The organism is Ancylobacter sp. GW821-FHT10E12 (genome assembly GCF_058809335.1).
Genome location: NZ_JBXASN010000005.1, coordinates 221,642 through 239,690, shown reverse-complemented (window position 1 = coordinate 239,690; position 18,049 = coordinate 221,642). Strand labels below are relative to the sequence as shown.

Annotated in this window: 18 protein-coding genes; 10 read left to right on the top strand and 8 right to left on the bottom strand. The window is 68.8% G+C overall.

Annotated features, from left to right (window positions below; all coding sequences use genetic code 11):
- Window positions 1–7: 7 nt before the first annotated feature.
- The 3 genes from rsmG to mnmE form a co-directional block, all read right to left on the bottom strand.
- On the bottom strand, window positions 8–664 hold the full coding sequence (gene rsmG / locus AC1RU4_RS08920; RefSeq protein ID WP_492890702.1) for a 16S rRNA (guanine(527)-N(7))-methyltransferase RsmG: 657 nt from the start codon (window positions 662–664) through the stop codon (window positions 8–10).
- A gap of 62 nt (window positions 665–726) precedes the next feature.
- Window positions 727–2,577, bottom strand: a complete 1,851-nt coding sequence (gene mnmG / locus AC1RU4_RS08915; RefSeq protein WP_492890701.1) for a tRNA uridine-5-carboxymethylaminomethyl(34) synthesis enzyme MnmG — start codon at window positions 2,575–2,577, stop codon at window positions 727–729.
- Window positions 2,578–2,852: 275 nt separating this feature from the next.
- Window positions 2,853–4,232: a tRNA uridine-5-carboxymethylaminomethyl(34) synthesis GTPase MnmE gene (gene mnmE, locus AC1RU4_RS08910; protein ID WP_492890700.1), complete on the bottom strand. Its 1,380-nt coding sequence runs from the start codon at window positions 4,230–4,232 to the stop codon at window positions 2,853–2,855.
- A 50-nt stretch (window positions 4,233–4,282) separates the two neighbouring features.
- Here mnmE and AC1RU4_RS08905 point away from each other — a divergent pair, with 50 nt between their 5' ends.
- Window positions 4,283–6,307, top strand: a complete 2,025-nt coding sequence (locus AC1RU4_RS08905) for a thioredoxin domain-containing protein (protein WP_492890699.1) — start codon at window positions 4,283–4,285, stop codon at window positions 6,305–6,307.
- A gap of 412 nt (window positions 6,308–6,719) precedes the next feature.
- Here AC1RU4_RS08905 and AC1RU4_RS08900 read toward each other — a convergent pair whose 3' ends face one another.
- From AC1RU4_RS08900 to hemE, 4 genes are all read right to left on the bottom strand, one after another.
- The gene (locus AC1RU4_RS08900; protein WP_492890698.1) at window positions 6,720–7,097 is read right to left on the bottom strand and encodes a hypothetical protein; all 378 of its coding nucleotides are present in this window, start codon (window positions 7,095–7,097) and stop codon (window positions 6,720–6,722) included.
- A 39-nt stretch (window positions 7,098–7,136) separates the two neighbouring features.
- Window positions 7,137–8,402, bottom strand: a complete 1,266-nt coding sequence (gene rho / locus AC1RU4_RS08895) for a transcription termination factor Rho (protein WP_492890697.1) — start codon at window positions 8,400–8,402, stop codon at window positions 7,137–7,139.
- Window positions 8,403–8,638: 236 nt separating this feature from the next.
- Complete coding sequence (hemJ, locus tag AC1RU4_RS08890) at window positions 8,639–9,064, bottom strand: protoporphyrinogen oxidase HemJ (protein ID WP_492890696.1); 426 nt, start codon at window positions 9,062–9,064, stop codon at window positions 8,639–8,641.
- Window positions 9,064–10,119 carry a uroporphyrinogen decarboxylase gene (gene hemE / locus AC1RU4_RS08885; RefSeq protein WP_492890695.1) on the bottom strand — a complete coding sequence of 352 codons (1,056 nt, stop codon included), beginning with the start codon at window positions 10,117–10,119 and terminating at the stop codon, window positions 9,064–9,066. Before hemE ends, hemJ begins: the two co-directional genes overlap by 1 nt.
- Before the next feature lie 288 nt (window positions 10,120–10,407).
- Here hemE and AC1RU4_RS08880 point away from each other — a divergent pair, with 288 nt between their 5' ends.
- Genes AC1RU4_RS08880 through dnaQ form a run of 5 tightly spaced genes read left to right on the top strand, consistent with a single transcriptional unit; the run spans window position 10,408 to window position 14,104 of the window.
- On the top strand, window positions 10,408–11,289 hold the full coding sequence (locus AC1RU4_RS08880) for a pyruvate, water dikinase regulatory protein (protein WP_492890694.1): 882 nt from the start codon (window positions 10,408–10,410) through the stop codon (window positions 11,287–11,289).
- Window positions 11,289–11,927 carry a Maf family protein gene (locus tag AC1RU4_RS08875; RefSeq protein WP_492890693.1) on the top strand — a complete coding sequence of 213 codons (639 nt, stop codon included), beginning with the start codon at window positions 11,289–11,291 and terminating at the stop codon, window positions 11,925–11,927. Before AC1RU4_RS08880 ends, AC1RU4_RS08875 begins: the two co-directional genes overlap by 1 nt.
- Window positions 11,924–12,769: a shikimate dehydrogenase gene (locus AC1RU4_RS08870; RefSeq protein ID WP_492890692.1), complete on the top strand. Its 846-nt coding sequence runs from the start codon at window positions 11,924–11,926 to the stop codon at window positions 12,767–12,769. The genes AC1RU4_RS08875 and AC1RU4_RS08870 overlap by 4 nt, the downstream gene beginning before the upstream one ends.
- Before the next feature lie 14 nt (window positions 12,770–12,783).
- Complete coding sequence (gene coaE / locus AC1RU4_RS08865) at window positions 12,784–13,392, top strand: dephospho-CoA kinase (RefSeq protein ID WP_492890774.1); 609 nt, start codon at window positions 12,784–12,786, stop codon at window positions 13,390–13,392.
- Between the two features lie 4 nt (window positions 13,393–13,396).
- Window positions 13,397–14,104: a DNA polymerase III subunit epsilon gene (gene dnaQ / locus AC1RU4_RS08860; protein WP_492890691.1), complete on the top strand. Its 708-nt coding sequence runs from the start codon at window positions 13,397–13,399 to the stop codon at window positions 14,102–14,104.
- Between the two features lie 15 nt (window positions 14,105–14,119).
- Here dnaQ and secB read toward each other — a convergent pair whose 3' ends face one another.
- Window positions 14,120–14,587, bottom strand: a complete 468-nt coding sequence (secB, locus tag AC1RU4_RS08855) for a protein-export chaperone SecB (protein WP_492890690.1) — start codon at window positions 14,585–14,587, stop codon at window positions 14,120–14,122.
- Between the two features lie 433 nt (window positions 14,588–15,020).
- On the opposite strand from secB, the gene AC1RU4_RS08850 reads away from it, so the two are divergent.
- From AC1RU4_RS08850 to AC1RU4_RS08835, 4 genes are read left to right on the top strand one after another with little or no spacing between them, the layout of a single operon-like run.
- Entirely contained in the window at window positions 15,021–15,758 is a 738-nt protein-coding gene (locus AC1RU4_RS08850) for a Tim44/TimA family putative adaptor protein (RefSeq protein WP_492890689.1), read from the top strand.
- Between the two features lie 12 nt (window positions 15,759–15,770).
- Entirely contained in the window at window positions 15,771–17,030 is a 1,260-nt protein-coding gene (mltA, locus tag AC1RU4_RS08845; protein ID WP_492890688.1) for a murein transglycosylase A, read from the top strand.
- Entirely contained in the window at window positions 17,027–17,656 is a 630-nt protein-coding gene (locus tag AC1RU4_RS08840) for a Smr/MutS family protein (protein ID WP_492890687.1), read from the top strand. Before mltA ends, AC1RU4_RS08840 begins: the two co-directional genes overlap by 4 nt.
- A complete protein-coding gene (locus AC1RU4_RS08835; protein ID WP_492890686.1) occupies window positions 17,653–18,018 on the top strand; it encodes a helix-turn-helix domain-containing protein in 366 nt (121 codons plus the stop codon). Before AC1RU4_RS08840 ends, AC1RU4_RS08835 begins: the two co-directional genes overlap by 4 nt.
- Window positions 18,019–18,049: the final 31 nt, after the last annotated feature.

Here is an 18,049-nt window from a genome sequence, read left to right as displayed (position 1 = left end):
GGTCGGCTCAGCCCTTCGCCGGCGTCAACGGCACCGCTCGACTCACCATCAGGATACGCCCGCCGCCATCGGTCAGGCTTTCCGTGATCGTGGCATCGATTCTCCAAGATTTAGCTGTCTCGGTCAATTCGTTATCAACATCTTGTCCTTTCAAAAACAGGCCGCGGGCACCGTTCCTGAGAAAGGGATAGCTGAGATCGAGCAGTTTCGGCAGCGGCGCCAGTGCCCTGGCGGAGACGATCTCCACGCCGGCGGCGATCTTCTCCGCCACCTGCTCGATGCGTGCCGGCAGCACGGTGGCCGGCAATTCGGCGATGCGCGCGGCCTCGCGCAGAAACGCCGCCTTGCGGGTGTCGCTCTCCACCAGCGTCACGTCGGCATCGGGCCGCTCCGCCAGCACCGCCGCCACCACCAGCCCGGGAAAGCCGCCGCCGGAGCCGAGATCGACCCAGCGGGTGACGTCGCCGGCCAGCGGCACCAGCTGCAGCGAATCGGCGATGTGCCGGGTCCACAGCTGCGGCAACGTATTCGGCGCGACCAGATTGATGGTGCGCTGCCATTTCTCCAGCAGCGTGGCGATCGCCACGAGGCGGTCCTCTGTTTCACGTGAAACAGGGGTCAGGGCCAAGGCGCGGCGGCGGTCGTCCGAATCGATGCGCGTCATGGCGCGATCATAGCGCCAAGACGCGCCACTGACATGCCCGAGCCCGCCCTGCCCCGGAGGCGCTAGCGCGCCCGCCTGGCATGCGCCGCCAGCAGCGCCAGCGCCGCCGGCGTCATGCCGTCGATGCGGCCGGCCTGGCCAATGGTACGGGGCCGAATCGATTCCAGCTTGGCCTTGATCTCGTTGGAAATCCCGCCCAGCGCGCGATAGTCCAGCTCTGGCAGCTCGGCGGCTTCCTCGCGCCGGAACGAGGCGATATCGGCCTCCTGCCGATGCAGGTAGACCGCATATTTGGCGTCGATCTCCACCTGCTCGCCGATGCGCGCCTCCTCGGCCGACGCCTCCGGCCAGATGCGGCAGATATCCGCCCAGCCCACATGCGGATAGGAAAGCAGGTCGAAGGCGCTGCGCCGCTGGCCGTCGCGGTTCAGCGTCAGCCCGTGGCGGTCGCCCTCGGCCGGGGTCAGCGACACGCCGCGGCTCCAGCCCCGCACCCGCTCCAGCGCGTCCAGCCTGCCGGCGAACAGGCGCTCCCGCTCGACGCCCACCAGCCCGAGCTCGACGCCGCGCGCGGTCAGCCGCTGGTCGGCATTGTCGGCCCGCAGCGACAGCCGGTATTCGGCGCGCGAGGTGAACATGCGATAGGGCTCGCTCACCCCGCGGGTCACGAGGTCGTCGATCATTACCCCGATATAGGCCTCGCTGCGGTCGAAGGTGACGCCCTCCATGCCGGCCGCCCGCCGCGCCGCGTTCAGCCCGGCGACCAGCCCCTGCGCGGCCGCCTCCTCATAGCCGGTGGTGCCGTTGATCTGGCCGGCGAGGAACAGGCCCACGGCCTTCTTCGCCTCCAGCGTCGGCCCGAGCTCGCGCGGGTCGACATGGTCATATTCGATGGCGTAGCCCGGCCGCAGCATCGCCACCTTTTCAAGGCCGGGAATGGTGGCGAGCAGCAGCCGCTGCACCTCCTCCGGCAGCGAGGTGGAGATGCCGTTGGGATACACGGTCGGGTCGTCGAGCCCTTCCGGCTCCAGGAAGATCTGGTGCCCTTCCCGCTCGCCGAAGCGGACGATCTTGTCCTCGATGGAGGGGCAATAGCGCGGGCCGACGCTCCTGATGTTGCCGGAATACATGGCCGAGCGGGTGATATTGGCGCGGATCGCCGCATGCGTCGCCGGCGTGGTGCGGGTGATGCCGCACTCGACCTGGGGATTGGTGATGGACGCGGTCAGCGCCGAGAACGGCTCCGGTGGCTGGTCGCCCGGCTGCATCTCCAGCGATGCCCAGTCGATGGTGCGGCCGTCGAGGCGCGGCGGCGTGCCGGTCTTCAGCCGGCCGAGGGTCAGTCCCAGCCGGGCCAGCGTGCCGGAGAGCCCGAGCGCCGGCGCCTCGCCCATGCGGCCCGCCGGAATCTGCCGGTCGCCGATATGGATCAGACCGTTGAGAAAGGTACCGGTGGTGAGCACCACCGCGCCGGCACCGAGACGGCTTCCGTCGCGCAGCACCGCGCCGCAGACGCGGCCCTCGGCGACGATCAGGTCTTGCGCCTCGCCCTCGACGACGAACAGGTTCGGCTGCGAATCGATCGCCGCCTGCATCGCCCGCGCATAGAGCTTGCGGTCGGCCTGCGCGCGCGGGCCGCGCACCGCCGGCCCCTTGCGGCGGTTCAGCACCCGGAACTGGATGCCGCCCTGGTCGGCGACCCGGCCCATCAGCCCGTCCAGCGCATCGATCTCGCGCACCAGGTGGCCCTTGCCGAGGCCGCCGATCGCCGGGTTGCAGGACATGGCGCCAATGGTGTCGCGGCGATGGGTGATCAGGGCGGTACGGGCGCCGAGCCGCGCCGCCGCAGCGGCCGCCTCGGTCCCGGCATGGCCGCCGCCGATCACCAGCACATCGAAGCTGAGGTCGCTCATTCCGATAATTCCTTGAATCTCTCGGCGGAGTTGAAGCTGCAATTCGCGGCCGGCGTCAAGCGTGTCGCGGCCCGGCACGCGGGAACGGAAGGGTGGCGGGCCGGCTCAGCTCTCCGCCGACACGACATTCCCCCCTGATTCACGTGAAACAATACGCAGGCGAATCGAGATCGCCTCGCCGCCTGTTTCACGTGAAACCGCGGCGGCCCGAAGGCGGCAGATCCCCTGAAGGGAGCGGATCGCCTGGAGCTGGCAGATCACCTCGCGGCACGAGATCACTTGCCGATGCAGAATTCGCGGAACACCACGTCGAGCAGGTCCTCGACATCGATGGCCCCCGTCACCCGCCCCAGCGCCCGCGCGGCGAGGCGCAATTCTTCGGCGATCAACTCGTCGCTGAGATCGCCCCATCCGGCGAGCACCTGCCGCACATGCGTCGCCGCCTCGCTCACCGCGCCGCGTTGCCGCTCGCGTATCAGCGCCGGATGCTCGGTGCCGCCGGCCCGCAGCGCCACGAACCCGCCCAGCGCATCGGTGAGGGCGGCGAGCCCCTCCCCGGTCCGGGCCGACACCGCCATCACCTGTGAGGCGAGCAATGCCGATGCTTGCGGCAGCGAGGCCGGCGGCAGCTCCGGATCGCTGCCGAGATCGCTTTTGCTGATGATCAGCCATAGATCGGCGCCATCCGGCCGGACAAGATCGGCGTCCATCTCCGGCACTGCGCGCGTGCTGCCGTCATGCACCCACAGCACCAGGTCGGCGTCCTCGATCCGCGCCCGCGCCCGTCTTATCCCCTCCGCCTCCACGGCGCCGGTGGCCGCGCGCAGGCCAGCCGTGTCGATCAGCACCGCCTTGTGGCCGTCGAGGTCGAGCGCGACCTCCAGCACGTCGCGGGTGGTGCCCGGCTCGTCCGAGACGATGGCGACGTCGCGGGCGGCGAGCGCGTTCATCAGCGACGACTTGCCGGCATTGGGCCGCCCGGCAATGGCGATCGCCGCGCCCTCGCGCACCATGGCGCCACGCCGGTCGGCCAGCGCCGCGTCCAGCGCCGCCGCCAGCGCCTCGAGCTCCGGCCGGGCGAGCGCACGGGCCTCGGCCGGCACGTCCTCCTCCTCGGCGAAATCGATGCCGGCCTCGACGAGCGCCATGGCGCGGATGAGGCCGGCGCGCCACTCGCCCACCCGGTCGCCGAGATGGCCGAAGGCATGGGCCAGCGCCTGGCGCCGCTGCTGCGCGGTCTCGGCGGCGATCAGGTCGGCGAGGCCCTCGGCTTCGGTCAGCGACATCCGGCCATTGAGGAACGCCCGGCGGGAGAACTCGCCGCGCTCGGCCGGCCGCACCCCCGGCAGCGCGAACAGCGCCGCGAGCACGGCGGCGACCACCGCCCGCCCGCCATGCACCTGCAGCTCCGCCATGTCCTCGCCGGTGGCACTGGCCGGGCCGGGAAACCACAGCACCAGCGCCGAATCCAGCGCCTCGCCGCTTGCCGGATCGCGCAGGGTCGCGAGGCTCGCCCGGCGCGGCGCCGGCAACCGGCCGGCCAGCGCCGTCACCGCCTCCCCCGCCCGCGGGCCGGAGAGCCGGATCACCGCGACGGCTGCGGCACCTGACCCGCTCGACACGGCGGCGATTGTGCTGTCTTCCTGTCCGCTCACCAAAGACGCCCTACGTTTGAAGAACACCGACCATCTCCGGGAGAGACGCCGTGCCGAACCGCCTCGCCGATGCCGCCAGCCCCTATCTGCTCCAGCATGCCGACAACCCGGTCGACTGGTGGGAATGGAAGCCGGAGGCCTTCGCCGAGGCGAAGCGCAGCAACCGGCCGGTGCTGCTCTCGGTCGGCTATGCCGCCTGCCACTGGTGCCACGTCATGGCGCATGAGAGCTTCGAGGATGCGGCGACGGCCGCGGTGATGAACGAGCTTTTCGTGAACATCAAGGTCGATCGCGAGGAACGGCCCGAGATCGACCAGATCTACATGTCGGCGCTGCAGCAGCTCGGCGTCTCCGGCGGCTGGCCGATGACCATGTTCCTCGACGCCGAGGGCGCGCCGTTCTGGGGTGGCACCTATTTCCCCAGGGAGGCCCGCTACGGCCAGCCGGCCTTTGCCGACGTGCTGAAGACCATGGCCAATGCCTATGCCTCCGGCGACCCGCGCATCGTCTCCAATCGCGAGGCGCTGCTCCATCGCCTGCGCGAGCGAGCGCATCCGGCGGGAAAGCTGGTGATCGGCACCGCCGAGCTCGACGACATTGCCGGCCGCATCCTCGCCATCTGCGACCCCGAGCATGGCGGGCTGAAGGGGGCGCCGAAATTCCCCAACACGCCGTTCCTGGAACTGCTCTGGCGCGCCTATGAGCGGACCGGCCGCGAGCGCTTCCGCGACGCGGTGCTGCACGCGCTGCATGCGATGAGCGAAGGCGGCATCTACGACCATGTCGGCGGCGGCTATTCGCGCTATTCGGTCGACGACCACTGGCTGGTGCCGCATTTCGAGAAGATGCTTTACGACAATGCGCAGCTCATCGACCTGCTGTCGCTCGCCTATGCCGAGACCCACGAGCCGCTGTTCCGCGCCCGCGCCGAGGAGACCGTCGCCTGGCTGCAGCGCGAGATGCTGACCGGGGACGGCGCCTTCGCCGCCAGCCTCGACGCCGATTCCGAGGGCCATGAGGGCCGCTACTACGTCTGGACGTTGAAGCAGCTGCTCGATGCGCTGGGAGCTGCGGATGCCGAATTCTTCGCCCGCCACTACGACATCGCCCCGTTCGGCAATTGGGAAGGCGTTTCGATCCCGAATCGGCTGAAGCCGGTCGAGCGCTCCGGCGCCGACGAGATCCGCCTCGCTTTGCTGCGCGACATGCTGCTGGCGGTGCGCTCCACGCGGGTGCCGCCGGGGCGGGACGACAAGGTGCTGGCCGACTGGAACGGGCTGATGATTGCCGCGCTCGCCCGTGCCGCCGGGCGACTGGGTCGGCCGGAATGGCTCGATCTCGCCGCGACGGCCTTCCGTTTCATCGCCGAATCGATGACCCGCGACGGCCGGCTCGGCCATAGCTGGCGCGGCGGCAAGCTGGTCTTCCCCGGCCTGTCCTCGGACTATGCCGCCATGGCCGGCGCGGCGCTGGCGCTGTTCGAGGCCACCGGTGAGGCCGGCTATCTCGAGCGCGCCGCCGGCTGGATGCGCACGCTCGATGCCCGTCATGCGGCGCCGGACGGCGGCTACTACATGACCGCCGACGATGCCGAAGGGCTGATCCTGCGCCCGGACGCCACCACCGACGATGCCGTCACCAATCCGAACGCCATCGCCGCGCGCGCCCTCGCCCATCTCGCGGCGCTCACCGGCGACGAGGCCTGGCGCACCCGCCTCGACCGCCTGTTCGACGGATTGCTGCCGCGGGCCGCGCCGTCGATCTACAGCCATGCCGGCCTGCTCAACGCGCTCGACACCAGGCTGCGCGCGGCGGAGATCGTGGTGGTCGGCAGCGCCGGCGATCCGGCCGCCGATGCGCTATGGGACGCGGCCCGCCGCCTGCCGCTGATCGATGCGGTGCTCCAGCGCGTCGATGCCGGCGCCGCCCTCCCCGCCGATCACCCGGCCGCGGGCAAGGCGGCGTCCGTCCACGAGCCGGCGGCGTTCATCTGCGCCAATGCCACCTGCTCGCTTCCTGTTACGGATGCGAATCAATTGCTGGCAAGTCTCGGACGACCGACGCTGGCCGGCTGATGGGCTGACCGGCCGACGTCCAGCCCATCGGATACGGCCGCTCACTCGTGCCCGGTCTTGGTCCGGGCGCCCGCATCTTTGACGAGATTCTACATGGCAGAGCGGGGATGGCCTGAACGAGCTCCGCCATGACGAACTGGATGATCGATTCCACCGGATTTCACGGTAGATTCACGACGGACGGACGAATCCGTCACTCTGTGGGCAAGCCTGTGGATAAATTCGGGATAAAATCGCCACAGGCTCAGGCGAGCCCAGAAATCGCCCAGGACGGCCAAGAGTGGTTTTGTGAACCATCCATCGGATCGGATACGAAACGGCCGCCACGAGTCAAATCTGAGAGGCATCATTCCGGTAGCGAATCAATGCCGGAGACTCGCCTGGATTGCGTCCCGGGGGGTCGGCAGCCGGCTCAGGACCGCCGGCTTCCGTCCTGGCGGCCGAAGCGGGTGCTGGCGAGGAACAGCGGCACCGTGATCGCCAGCGCCGCCCAGATATCGGCCTGCAGCACATAGGAGAAGCCCAGCTCCTCACGCACCGCCGCGCCGATTACCGGGTCGCCGAGTTCGGCGATCACCACCGAGACGGCGAAGGCCACCGGCACCCACAGCATCAGCGGCAGCCACCAGCGCCGGCACGCCATGACGAGGCTGAGCCCGGCGATGGTGAACAGCGTCAGCCACAACACCGTCGCCGGCGGCTCCCGCTCGGCGACGCCGGCAAGGGCCGGAGCGGCGGGCAGGATCCAGCTCGCGAAAACCGTCAGGGATCGCCGCGCCGCCGGTACCATGCCCGCCTCCGTCAGATGCGCATCTGTCAGCTGTTCTGGTCAGGTATTCATCGAGTCGAAGAAGTCGCCATTGGTCTTGGTCTGGCGCAGCTTGTCCAGCAGGAATTCGATGGCGTCGACCGTGCCCATCGGGTTGAGGATGCGCCGCAGCACATACATCTTCTTGAGCACGTCGGAGGGAACCAGCAGCTCCTCCTTGCGGGTGCCCGAGCGGGTGATGTCGATCGCCGGGAACACGCGCTTGTCGGAGACCTTGCGGTCGAGGATGACCTCCGAATTGCCGGTGCCCTTGAACTCCTCGAAGATCACCTCGTCCATGCGCGAGCCGGTATCGACCAGCGCGGTGGCGATGATGGTCAGCGAGCCGCCTTCCTCGATGTTGCGCGCCGCGCCGAAGAAGCGCTTGGGGCGCTGCAGGGCGTTGGCATCGACGCCGCCGGTCAGCACCTTGCCGGAGGACGGCACCACGGTGTTGTAGGCGCGCCCGAGCCGGGTGATCGAATCGAGCAGGATGACGACGTCGCGCTTGTGCTCGACCAGCCGCTTGGCCTTCTCGATCACCATTTCGGCGACCTGCACATGGCGGGCGGCCGGCTCGTCGAAGGTGGAGGACACCACCTCGCCCTTCACCGAGCGCTGCATGTCGGTGACTTCCTCCGGCCGCTCGTCGATGAGCAGCACGATGAGGTAGCACTCGGGATGGTTGGTGGTGATCGACTGGGCGATGTTCTGCAGCAGCACCGTCTTGCCGGTGCGCGGCGGCGCCACGATCAGGGCGCGCTGCCCCTTGCCGATCGGCGAGACCACGTCGATGATTCGGGCCGAGAAATCCTTGCGGGTCGGATCCTCGATCTCCAGCTTGAAGCGCTCGTCGGGATAGAGCGGCGTCAGATTGTCGAAATTGATCTTGTGCCGGATCTTCTCGGGGTCTTCGAAATTGATCGTGTTGACCTTGAGCAGCGCGAAATAGCGCTCGCCCTCTTTCGGCGAGCGAATCTGTCCCTCGACGGTGTCGCCGGTGCGCAGGCCGAATCGGCGGATCTGCGAGGGCGAGACATAGATGTCGTCGGGACCGGGGAGATAGTTCGCGTCCGGCGAGCGCAGGAAGGCGAAACCGTCGGAAAGGATCTCGACGACTCCTTCACCGATGATATCGGTCTCGCGAGCGGCAAGTTGTTTCAGAATGGCGAACATCAGCTCCTGCTTGCGCAGTGTGCTGGCGTTCTCGACCTCAAGCTCTTCGGCGAACACGAGAAGTTCAGCCGGAGTCTTGGACTTGAGGTCCTGGAGCTTCATTTCCCCCATGGGAAAGGGCCTCGGAGTTTGGATGTTGTCGGGGGAACGGCGAAGGGCCGGCCCGGACGATCGGGGAGTAAGGGAAGCGCTGGTCTGCGGACCGAGCCGGGAAATGTCGGCTTCCTGTCCGACCCACCGGCCGGCATCGGGGAAGATGTCGGTAAAAGCGGTGCGTCAGCCAGCTTCGTGGAAGAGAGCGCACCATAGGCAAGCCGGCGATTCCGCGCAAGCCTGCAGAACGGCGATTAGAAGGGTTTCACCACGACGAGGATCACAATTGCGATCATCAGCAGCGTCGGCACTTCGTTGGCGACGCGGTAGAAGCGGGAGGAGCGGGTATTGCGATCCTCCGCGAAATCGCGCACCCGGGCCGTCAGGAAGCCGTGGAAGCCGCTCATGGCCAGCACCAGCGCCAGCTTGGCGTGGAACCAGCCGAACATCCACCAGCCGCCGACATAGGCGAGGTAGAGCCCGGCCAGCCAGGTGACGCCCATGGCCGGGTTGATGATGGCCTTGAGCAGCCGCCGCTCCATCACCTTGAAGGTCTCGGACTGCACCGAGCCGGCCGGCGCGTCGCAGTGATAGACCATGAGGCGCGGCAGATAGAGCATGCCCGCCATCCAGGAGATGACGGCGAGGATGTGCAGCGCCTTGATCCACTCGTAGAGCATCAGAAGCCCCTCACCCGCTTCAGCATCCGCTCGACATGGGCGATCGGGGTCTCCGGCCGGATGCCGTGCCCGAGATTGAAGATATGGGCGGCGCCGCGGAAATCCTCCATCAGCGCGTCGATGGCGGCGTCCAGGCTCGCCCCGCCGGCGATCAGCTGCAGCGGATCGAGATTGCCCTGCAGCGCCACCTTGCCGCCGAGCGCCAGGCGCAGCGCCTTGCGGTCGGCCGTCCAGTCGAGCCCGACGGCATCGACCCCGGTTTCGCCGACCAGCCGGGTCAAGCCGGACAGCGTCGCCCCCTTCGGGAAGCCGATGATGCGCGCATCGGGCCGGGCTGCTCTCACCAGCCTGACCAGACGCGAAATCGGGCTGATCGTACACCGGACAAAACTCTCGGGATCGAGCACGCCGGACCAGCTGTCGAAGATCTGCACCGCGTCGGCACCGGCTTCCAGCTGCCCGATCAGATAGGCGGCGGAGACCTCGACCAGGCGGTCGATCAACGCGTCGAAGAAGGCCGGATCGGTGAGGGAGGCGAGGCGGGCCGGCGCCTGGTCGGGAGTGCCGCGGCCGGCGATCATATAGGTCGCCACCGTCCAGGGCGCACCGCAGAAGCCGAGCAGCGCCGTCTCCGGCGGCAGGCTGGCGCGGGTCTTCGCCACCGCCTCGAACACGGGGGAGGTACGCGCCGGATCGAGCGTCTCGCGCAAGCGCTTCAGATCGTTGAGATTCGTTACCGGATCGAGCCGCGGCCCCTCGCCGGCTTCGAAGGCGAGCTGCATGCCGAGCGCATGCGGCACGACAAGAATGTCCGAGAACAGGATCGCCGCATCGAAGCCGAAGCGGCGGATCGGCTGCAATGTCACTTCCGTGGCGTAGTCGGGATTGTAGCAGAGCGAGAGGAAGTCGCCGGCCTTGGCGCGCAGCTCGCGATATTCCGGCAGGTAGCGCCCGGCCTGGCGCATCATCCAGACCGGCGTGCGATCCGGCACATGACCGGCCAGAGCCTGCAGGATGATCGACTTTGGAAGCACCTCGTCCACCAGGCTCTTCATACTTAATTAATCTCTTTAAATGAGAGTCGTAGTTGTTTGTGGCTGGGCATTAGCCGGGTTACTCGCGTCCGACAACCGGCCCCCAGTGCGCCGGGACTTTCCCCGATTCCCACTGCTGCGATAAAATACGTCTTCTCAAGGACTTGAGCGGATTGGCGCAGCTTATCCTCACAGTTCGCCGCCTGCCTGGCTTCACCACCCACACAGGCCGGCCATGTGGATGGAATCGCCCTCCGTCCCCAGAGGGCCTCTTGCCAGCCGCCTATCCGCATGGCTTGTTCCCAGACTATGCACAGCCCTGTGGATGGCTCCGTGACCGAACCCGCGCGACCGGCCGAGAACTATTATCACCTCCACCTTGTGTCGGATTCCACCGGCGAGACGCTGATCAGCGTCGCCCGCGCCGCCGCGGCGCAATATAGCGGCGTGAAGCCGATCGAGCACATCTACCCGCTGGTGCGCACGCACAAGCTGCTCGACAAGGTGATCAGCGGCATCGATGAATATCCCGGCATCGTTCTCTACACCCTCACCGAGCCGGAGCTGCGCAACCGGCTGAAATCCTATTGTCTCGACAATGGCATACCCGTGCTGTCGGTTCTGGCGCCGGTGGTGCGGCTGTTCCAGGCCTATCTCGGCGGCGTCCCCACCCCGCGCGTCGGCGGCCAGCACCAACTCGACGGCGAGTATTTCCGCCGCATCGATGCGATGAACTTCACCGTCATGCATGATGACGGCCAGCACACCGACGGGCTGGAAGCCGCCGACGTGGTGCTGCTCGGCATTTCCCGCTCGTCGAAGACGCCGACCAGCATCTATCTCGCCAATCGCGGCATCAAGACCGCCAATATCCCGCTGGTGCCGAGCATCCCGGTGCCGCCGGGCCTCGCGGAGCTGAAGCGCCCGCTGGTGGTGGGCCTGGTCGCGAGTGCCGAGCGGGTGGTCGAAATCCGTCGCAACCGCCTGCTCGGGCTCAATGCCACCCAGCCTAGTGACGGCTATATCGACCGTGATTCCGTCGCCGAGGAGATCGCCTTCTCGCGGCGCCTGTGCGCGCGACACGACTGGCCGGTGATCGACGTCACCCGCCGTTCCATCGAGGAGACCGCCGCGGCGATCATCGGCCTGTTGCAGGAGCACCGTCGCCGGCGGGCCGAGGCGGGCAGCTGATGCCGGGCAGCGACGCGAAGGGTCTCAACTCGCTGTGGCGACGGGCGGACGCGCTGGTGCTCGCGTCCCAGAGCACCACGCGCCTTTCATTGCTGGCGGCTGCGGGCCTGCCGGTGGAGACGGTTGGCGTCGCCATCGACGAGCGCGGGCTCGAGGACCGTCTCGTCGACGGCGGTGCCTCGCCGGCCGATGTGGCGCTGGAACTGGCCAAGGCCAAGGCGCTGGCCGGCAGCGCCCTGCATCCGGGCCGGCTCGTCGTCGGCGCCGATCAGACGCTGGCACTGGGTGCGGAGCGCTTCCACAAGCCGGTCGACCGCGAGGCCGCCGCGGCGCAGCTGCGCCGGCTTTCCGGCCGTACCCATGCGCTGCATTCCGGCGTCACCGTGGCACTCGACGGGAACATCCTGTTCCGAACGGTCGAGACCGCGCACCTGTCGATGCGCGAACTCAGCGAGGCGGCGCTGAACGCCTATCTCGCCGGAACCGGGGCGGCGGTATCCGCCAGCGTCGGCGGCTATCAGCTCGAAGGGCTGGGCATCCACCTGTTCGACCGCGTCGAGGGCGACCACACGGTGATCCTCGGCTTGCCCTTGCTGCCGCTGCTCGCCTTTCTGCGCGCTCGGGGAGATCTCCTGTGACATTTCGGGTCGCGATCATCGGCCATCCGGTAGCCCATTCGCGCTCGCCGCTGATCCATGGCCATTGGCTGGCCGAACTCGGCATCGACGGCAGCTACGACCGGCGCGACGTCCCGCCGGAAGACATTGCCGGCTTCCTCGCCGGCTTCGCGGCAACCGGTCTCGTCGGCGCCAATGTCACCGTGCCGCACAAGGAGGCCGCCTTCGCCGCTGCTTCCGTCCGCGATCCGGTGGCCGAGGCGCTCGGCGCGGTGAACACGCTGTGGCTGGAGGATGGACGGCTGCACGGCGCCAATACCGATGTGCATGGCTTCCTCACCAATCTCGACGCCGCCGCGCCGGAATGGGACCGGGCGCTCGACGAAGCGGTGGTACTGGGAGCCGGGGGTGCGGCGCGGGCCATCGTCCACGGGCTTCTCGGTCGGGGCATAGGCCGGGTGACGGTGGCGAACCGTACCCGCGCCCGCGCCGAGGCCCTGCGCGAACAATTCGGCGAGAAGGTGCTGCCGGTCGACTGGCGTGACCTCGCCGGGGCGCTTCCGGGTGCGCGCCTGCTCGTCAACACCACCTCGCTCGGCATGAAGGGCCAGCCGCCGCTCGACATCGACCTGTCGCCGCTGTCGCCGGACGCCGTGGTGACCGACGCGGTCTATGTCCCGCTGGAGACGCCGCTGCTGCGGGCGGCGAAGGCGCGCGGGCTCGCCACGGTCGACGGGCTCGGCATGTTGCTGCATCAGGCGGTGCCGGGCTTCGAACGCTGGTTCGGCGTCAGGCCCCAGGTGACGCCGGCACTGCGCGCACTGGTGGTGGAGGACCTGCGCGCCAAGGGTCAGCTGGTGTGACCGGGTCGGTTGATGTGACGGGAGCCCGGCCGTTCCGGCTCGGCCTCACCGGCTCTATCGGCATGGGCAAGTCGACCACTGCCGGGCTGTTCCGCGAGCTCGGCGTGCCGGTGCACGACGCCGACGCCGCCGTGCACGACATCTATGGCAAGGAGGGCGTTGCGCCGGTCGAGGAGGCGTTTCCGGGAGTCGCCGTCGACGGGCGAATCGACCGCACCCGGCTCGGAGCCCGCGTCCTGCACGACGCGGCGGCGATGAAGCGCCTCGAGGCGATCGTGCATCCGCTGGTGCGTGCCCGCGAGCAGTCCTTTCTCGATGACGCCGCCCGTCGCGGCGCCGCATTGGTGGTGCTCGACATCCCGCTCCTCTATGAGACCGGGGCGCAGGACCGTGTCGACGCGATCGTGGTGGTCTCGGCGCCGGAATCTGTGCAGCGCGCACGGGTTCTGGCCCGCGAGGGCATGACGGAAGCGAAGTTCGCGGCGATTCTGGCGCGGCAGATGCCTGATTCGGAAAAGCGCCGCCGCGCCGACCATCTCATCGGTACCGGCGAGGGCATCGACGCCGCCCGCGCCCAGGTCGCCGAACTGGTGAAGAGGCTTACGCCGCAAAAGGAAGGGTGACGCCATGCGCGAGATCGTTCTCGATACCGAGACCACCGGCCTCGACCCGCTGCGTGGCGACCGGCTGGTGGAGATCGGCTGCGTCGAGATCCTGCACCGCATCCCGACCGGACAGAATTTCCACGTCTATATCAATCCCGAACGCGACATGCCGGTCGAGGCGTTCAACGTCCATGGGCTGTCGCGGGAATTCCTGTCCGACAAGCCGCTCTTCGCGCAGGTCGTCGACGATTTCCTCGCCTTCATCGGCGATTCGCCGCTGGTGATCCACAACGCCTCGTTCGACATCGGCTTCATCAATGCGGAGCTGGCGCGGGTCGGGCGGCCGGCCCTCACCTTCGACCGCGTGGTCGATACGCTGAGCATGGCGCGCCGGCGCCATCCCGGCGCGTCCAACCGGCTTGACGACCTGATGGCGCGCTACGGCATCGACGGCTCGCGCCGCACCAAGCATGGCGCGCTGCTGGATTCGGAGCTGCTGGCGGATGTCTATGCCGAGCTCGCCGGCGGGCGGCAGGCGGCGCTCGGTCTCACCGTGGTGGAAACCGGCAAGGATGTGGACGCCGAGCGACTGGAGCCGGCGATCCTGGTCCGGCCGGCGCCGCTGAAGCCGCGCCTGACCGAGGCGGAGATCGCCGCGCATGCCGCCTTCGTGCGCACGCTCGGCGATCATCCGATGTGGAGCGAATACGCCGCCGCGCCCCAGGGCTGACCGGCAGCGCTGGTCTCAGGAGGCCAGCACATTGCTCGGCGGGGTCTTTGCCATGCGCTGGCGATACAGCGTCACGAAGTCGACCGGATCGATCATCAGCGGCGGGAAGCCGCCATTGCGCACCGTGTCGGCGACGATCTGGCGGGCGAAGGGGAACAGCATGCGCGGGCATTCGATCATGATGAACGGATGCACCGTCTCCTGCGCCACGTTCTGGGCGCGGAAGATTCCGGCATAGAGCAGCTCGAGCGCGAACAGCGTCTTGTTCTGGATCTCCGCCTTCACGTCGATCTTCAGCTCGACCTCGTACTCGCCGTCGCGGACCGGTCGGGCGTTGACGTTGATCTGGATGCCGATCTGCGGCTGGCCTTGAGGCGCCAGCGACTCGGGTGCGCCGGGATTCTCGAAGGACAGGTCCTTGATGTACTGGGTCAGCACATGCAGCGTCGGCATGGCGGGGGTGGCGGCGTCGTTCTCGGCCATGGTCGTCTCCGTGCTCCGCCGTCCGGCGGTGCCTCGCGTCGGCGTGATCTGCTGCGGCATCGGCCTCTTGGCTGACCGCAGGGCTGGAAAGGCGGCAGTGGCTAACACGGTTGCCAGCCGGTCACAAGGCGGTGTGCCGTCGGCCGCCCCCGTGCCCGGCGGGGGGCTCGATGCGCAGCGCCTTTGCCGCGGGCGGCCCCTTGCTCTACTCTTTCATCGAATTGTCGGATAAGGACCTCGGCATGTTACGGTGTCGTTGGGTCAGCTTGCGACGCGAGGAGACTGGCGAAATCGCCAGAACGACGTAAATAGCCTAGGAGGACGTCCCCCCGGTCGCTGCATGAGGCGGGTCCGGTCGGGCCGGGCGGCCGCGTCACACACCCATCGCTTCCGGCTCGCGGGCCGGCGGCGACGAACAACGGCGAAATGCGAAGTGTTCGACATTTACACGATCATATTCCTGGCGCTGGCCGTCTTCATCTTCATCCGGCTGCGCAGCGTGCTCGGCCAGCGCACCGGACGCGAGCGCCCGCCCTATGATCCCTATTCGCGCCGCGACCCTGCCAAGGCGCCGGCGGGTGCCGAATCCGGCGCCGAAAAGATCATCAACTTCCCGGACCGCAACGGCGAGCCCGCGGCGGCGCCCGCGCCGGTGGAGCCGGCCGAGGACGGCGAGAGCGCGGCCCCGCGCTGGGCCGGCGTCGCCGAGATCGGCTCGGCGGTCGCCAACGGTCTCGACGCCATCGCCGCGCAGGATCGCAGCTTCGACGCTAAGCACTTCCTCACCGGCGCCCGCGCCGCCTATGAGATGATCGTGGTGGCCTATGCCGAGGGTGACCGCTCGACGCTGAAGGACCTGCTCGCCAAGGACGTGTTCGACGGCTTCGCCGCCGCCATCGCCGAGCGCGAAGCGCGCGGCGAGAAGATGGAGACGCGTTTCGTCGGCATCGAGAAGGCCGATATCGCCGAGGCGCTGGTGAAGGGTCGCACCGCGCAGATCACCGTGCGCTTCCTGTCGCAGCTGATCTCGGTGACGCGCGACCGCGGCGGCCAGGTGGTCGACGGCGACCCGGAGCAGGTGGCGGACGTCACCGACGTGTGGACCTTCTCGCACGATCTCGGCGCCCGCGATCCGAACTGGAAGCTCGTCGCGACCGAGGCGGCTTCCTGATACGCTGAGCGGGTGCATGCGCTCGCCCCCACCTTCTGGTCCTTCCTCGCGGCGGGACTGATCCTCGTTGCACCGGCGGCGTCGGCGAAGGTCGCCCCGCCTCCGGCGGCGCCGCTGTTCGACCAGGCGGCGGTCGAGCCGGTGCGCTTCGCCGATCTGCCGGGATGGCGGCAGGACGATCCGCGCGAGGCGCTTGCCGCCTTCCGCCGCAGCTGCGCGAAGATCCGCAGCACGACTGATCTTGTCGAACCGCCCAGGCCGGTCTTCACCGCGCTCAGGGCCACCTGCCGGCAGGCCGCCCATCTGCCGTCGCATCCGAGCGTCAAGCGGGCGCGGGCGTTTTTCGAGACGCAGTTCCGGCCGCTGCGCGTCACCCCGCTCGCGGCCGATCACGGCTTCCTCACCGGCTATTACGAGCCGGAAGTCGCCGGCTCGCTGACCCGCACCGACCTCTACGCCACCCCGCTGTACCGGCGGCCGCCCGACCTGGTTTTGGAGGCCCCGCCGCAGGCCGGTGTGCCGGCCAATCGCGGCAAGGCGTTCCGCGACGACAATGGCACGATGGTTCCCTATTACGACCGTGGTGCCATCGAGGACGGAGCCCTGGACGGCAAGGGGCTGGAGGTCGCCTGGATCCGCGATCCCGCCGACGCCTTCTTCGCCCACATACAGGGCTCGGTACGGGTGCGGCTGCCGGACGGGCGCTTGCTGCGCCTGAACTATGACGGCCATAATGGCCAGCCTTATACGCCGGTCGGCCGGATCCTGGTGGAGAAGGGCATCATCCCGCGGGAGAAGATGTCGATGGACGCCATCCGCGCCTATATCGCCGAGCACCCCGACGAGGGCCGGGCGCTGATGCGCGAGAACCGCTCCTATGTGTTCTTCCGCATCGCCGACCACCTGTCGGACAAGGACGGCGCCGTCGGTGCGCAGGGCCTGCCGCTGGCGGCAGGGCGTTCCATCGCCGTCGACAAGCGCATCCATGTCTACGGTACGCCGATCTTCATCGATGCCGAGCTGCCGCTTTCCGCCGACGGCACGCTGCAGCCGTTCCAGAGGCTGACCATTGCCCAGGACACCGGCTCGGCCATTGTCGGCCCCGCCCGCGCGGACATCTTCTTCGGCGCCGGTGCCGAGGCCGGCTCCACCGCCGGCCGCATCCAGCATCCCGGCCGCTTCACCGTGCTGGTGCCGCGCGCGGTCGATCCCTTCGCGCGGCATGCGGCGCCTCTGCCGCCGCGCCCGCCGCTGCGGACCGCCATCCAATGAGCGCCGACGACGGCAAACCCGCTCGCCCATCCCGGCGGCGCCGGGGTCTGGAGGCGGAGGAGCGGGCGCTGTGGGAGCATGTCACCCGATCGGTGCGCCGGCTGCGCCCGGAGCCGAAGCGGGCGGCCGCGCCAGAGCCGAGCTTCGCCGAGATCATGGCGGAGACCCCGACGAAGGAGAAAACCGCCGCGCCGGTTCCTCCCCGTTCGCCGGTGCCCGCCGCGAAACCGCCCGGACCGCCGCCGCTGGCGCCGCTGGAGCCCAAGCTGCGCCGCCGCCTGTCGCGCGGGGCGGAGGTCGATGCCCGCCTCGACCTGCACGGCCTGACGCAGGCGGCGGCGCATCAGCGCCTCGCCACCTTTCTGCGCGGCGCCCAGGGCGAGGGCCATGCCGTGGTGCTGGTGATCACCGGCAAAGGCGCCCCGTCGGGAGCCCGTCCGGGCGGGGACGCCCATGTGCTCTCCGGCGAGGGCGGGCGCGGTGTGCTGCGCCGGCTGGTGCCGCAATGGCTGGCGGCGCCGGAGCTGCGCGGCATCGTCATCGGCTTCGAATCCGCCAGCCGCGGCCATGGCGGGGAGGGCGCGCTCTATGTGCGCCTGCGCCGGGTGCGGGAGGGGCGGCGATGACACCTTTTGGCCGGCGCATGCGCGAGATGCGCGCCGAGCGCGGGGTGACGCTCAGCCAGATGGCCGAGCAGATCGGCGTGTCCGCCGCCTATCTCTCGGCGTTGGAGCACGGCAAGCGCGGCCAGCCGACCTGGCTGATGCTCCAGCGCATCATGGCCTATTTCAATGTCATCTGGGACGAGGCGGAGGCGCTGAAACTGCTCGCCGAGATCTCCGACCCACGCGTGGTGGTGGATACGGCCGGCCTGTCGCCGGAAGCCACCGAACTCGCCAATCTGCTGGCCCGCGAGGTCGCCACCCTGCCGCAGGAGGCGGTCGCCGAGCTGCTCGGCCGGCTCAAGATCCTGAGCCGGCCGGGATAGATGCCGACCGCTCGCGCGCGACCGGTGCCGT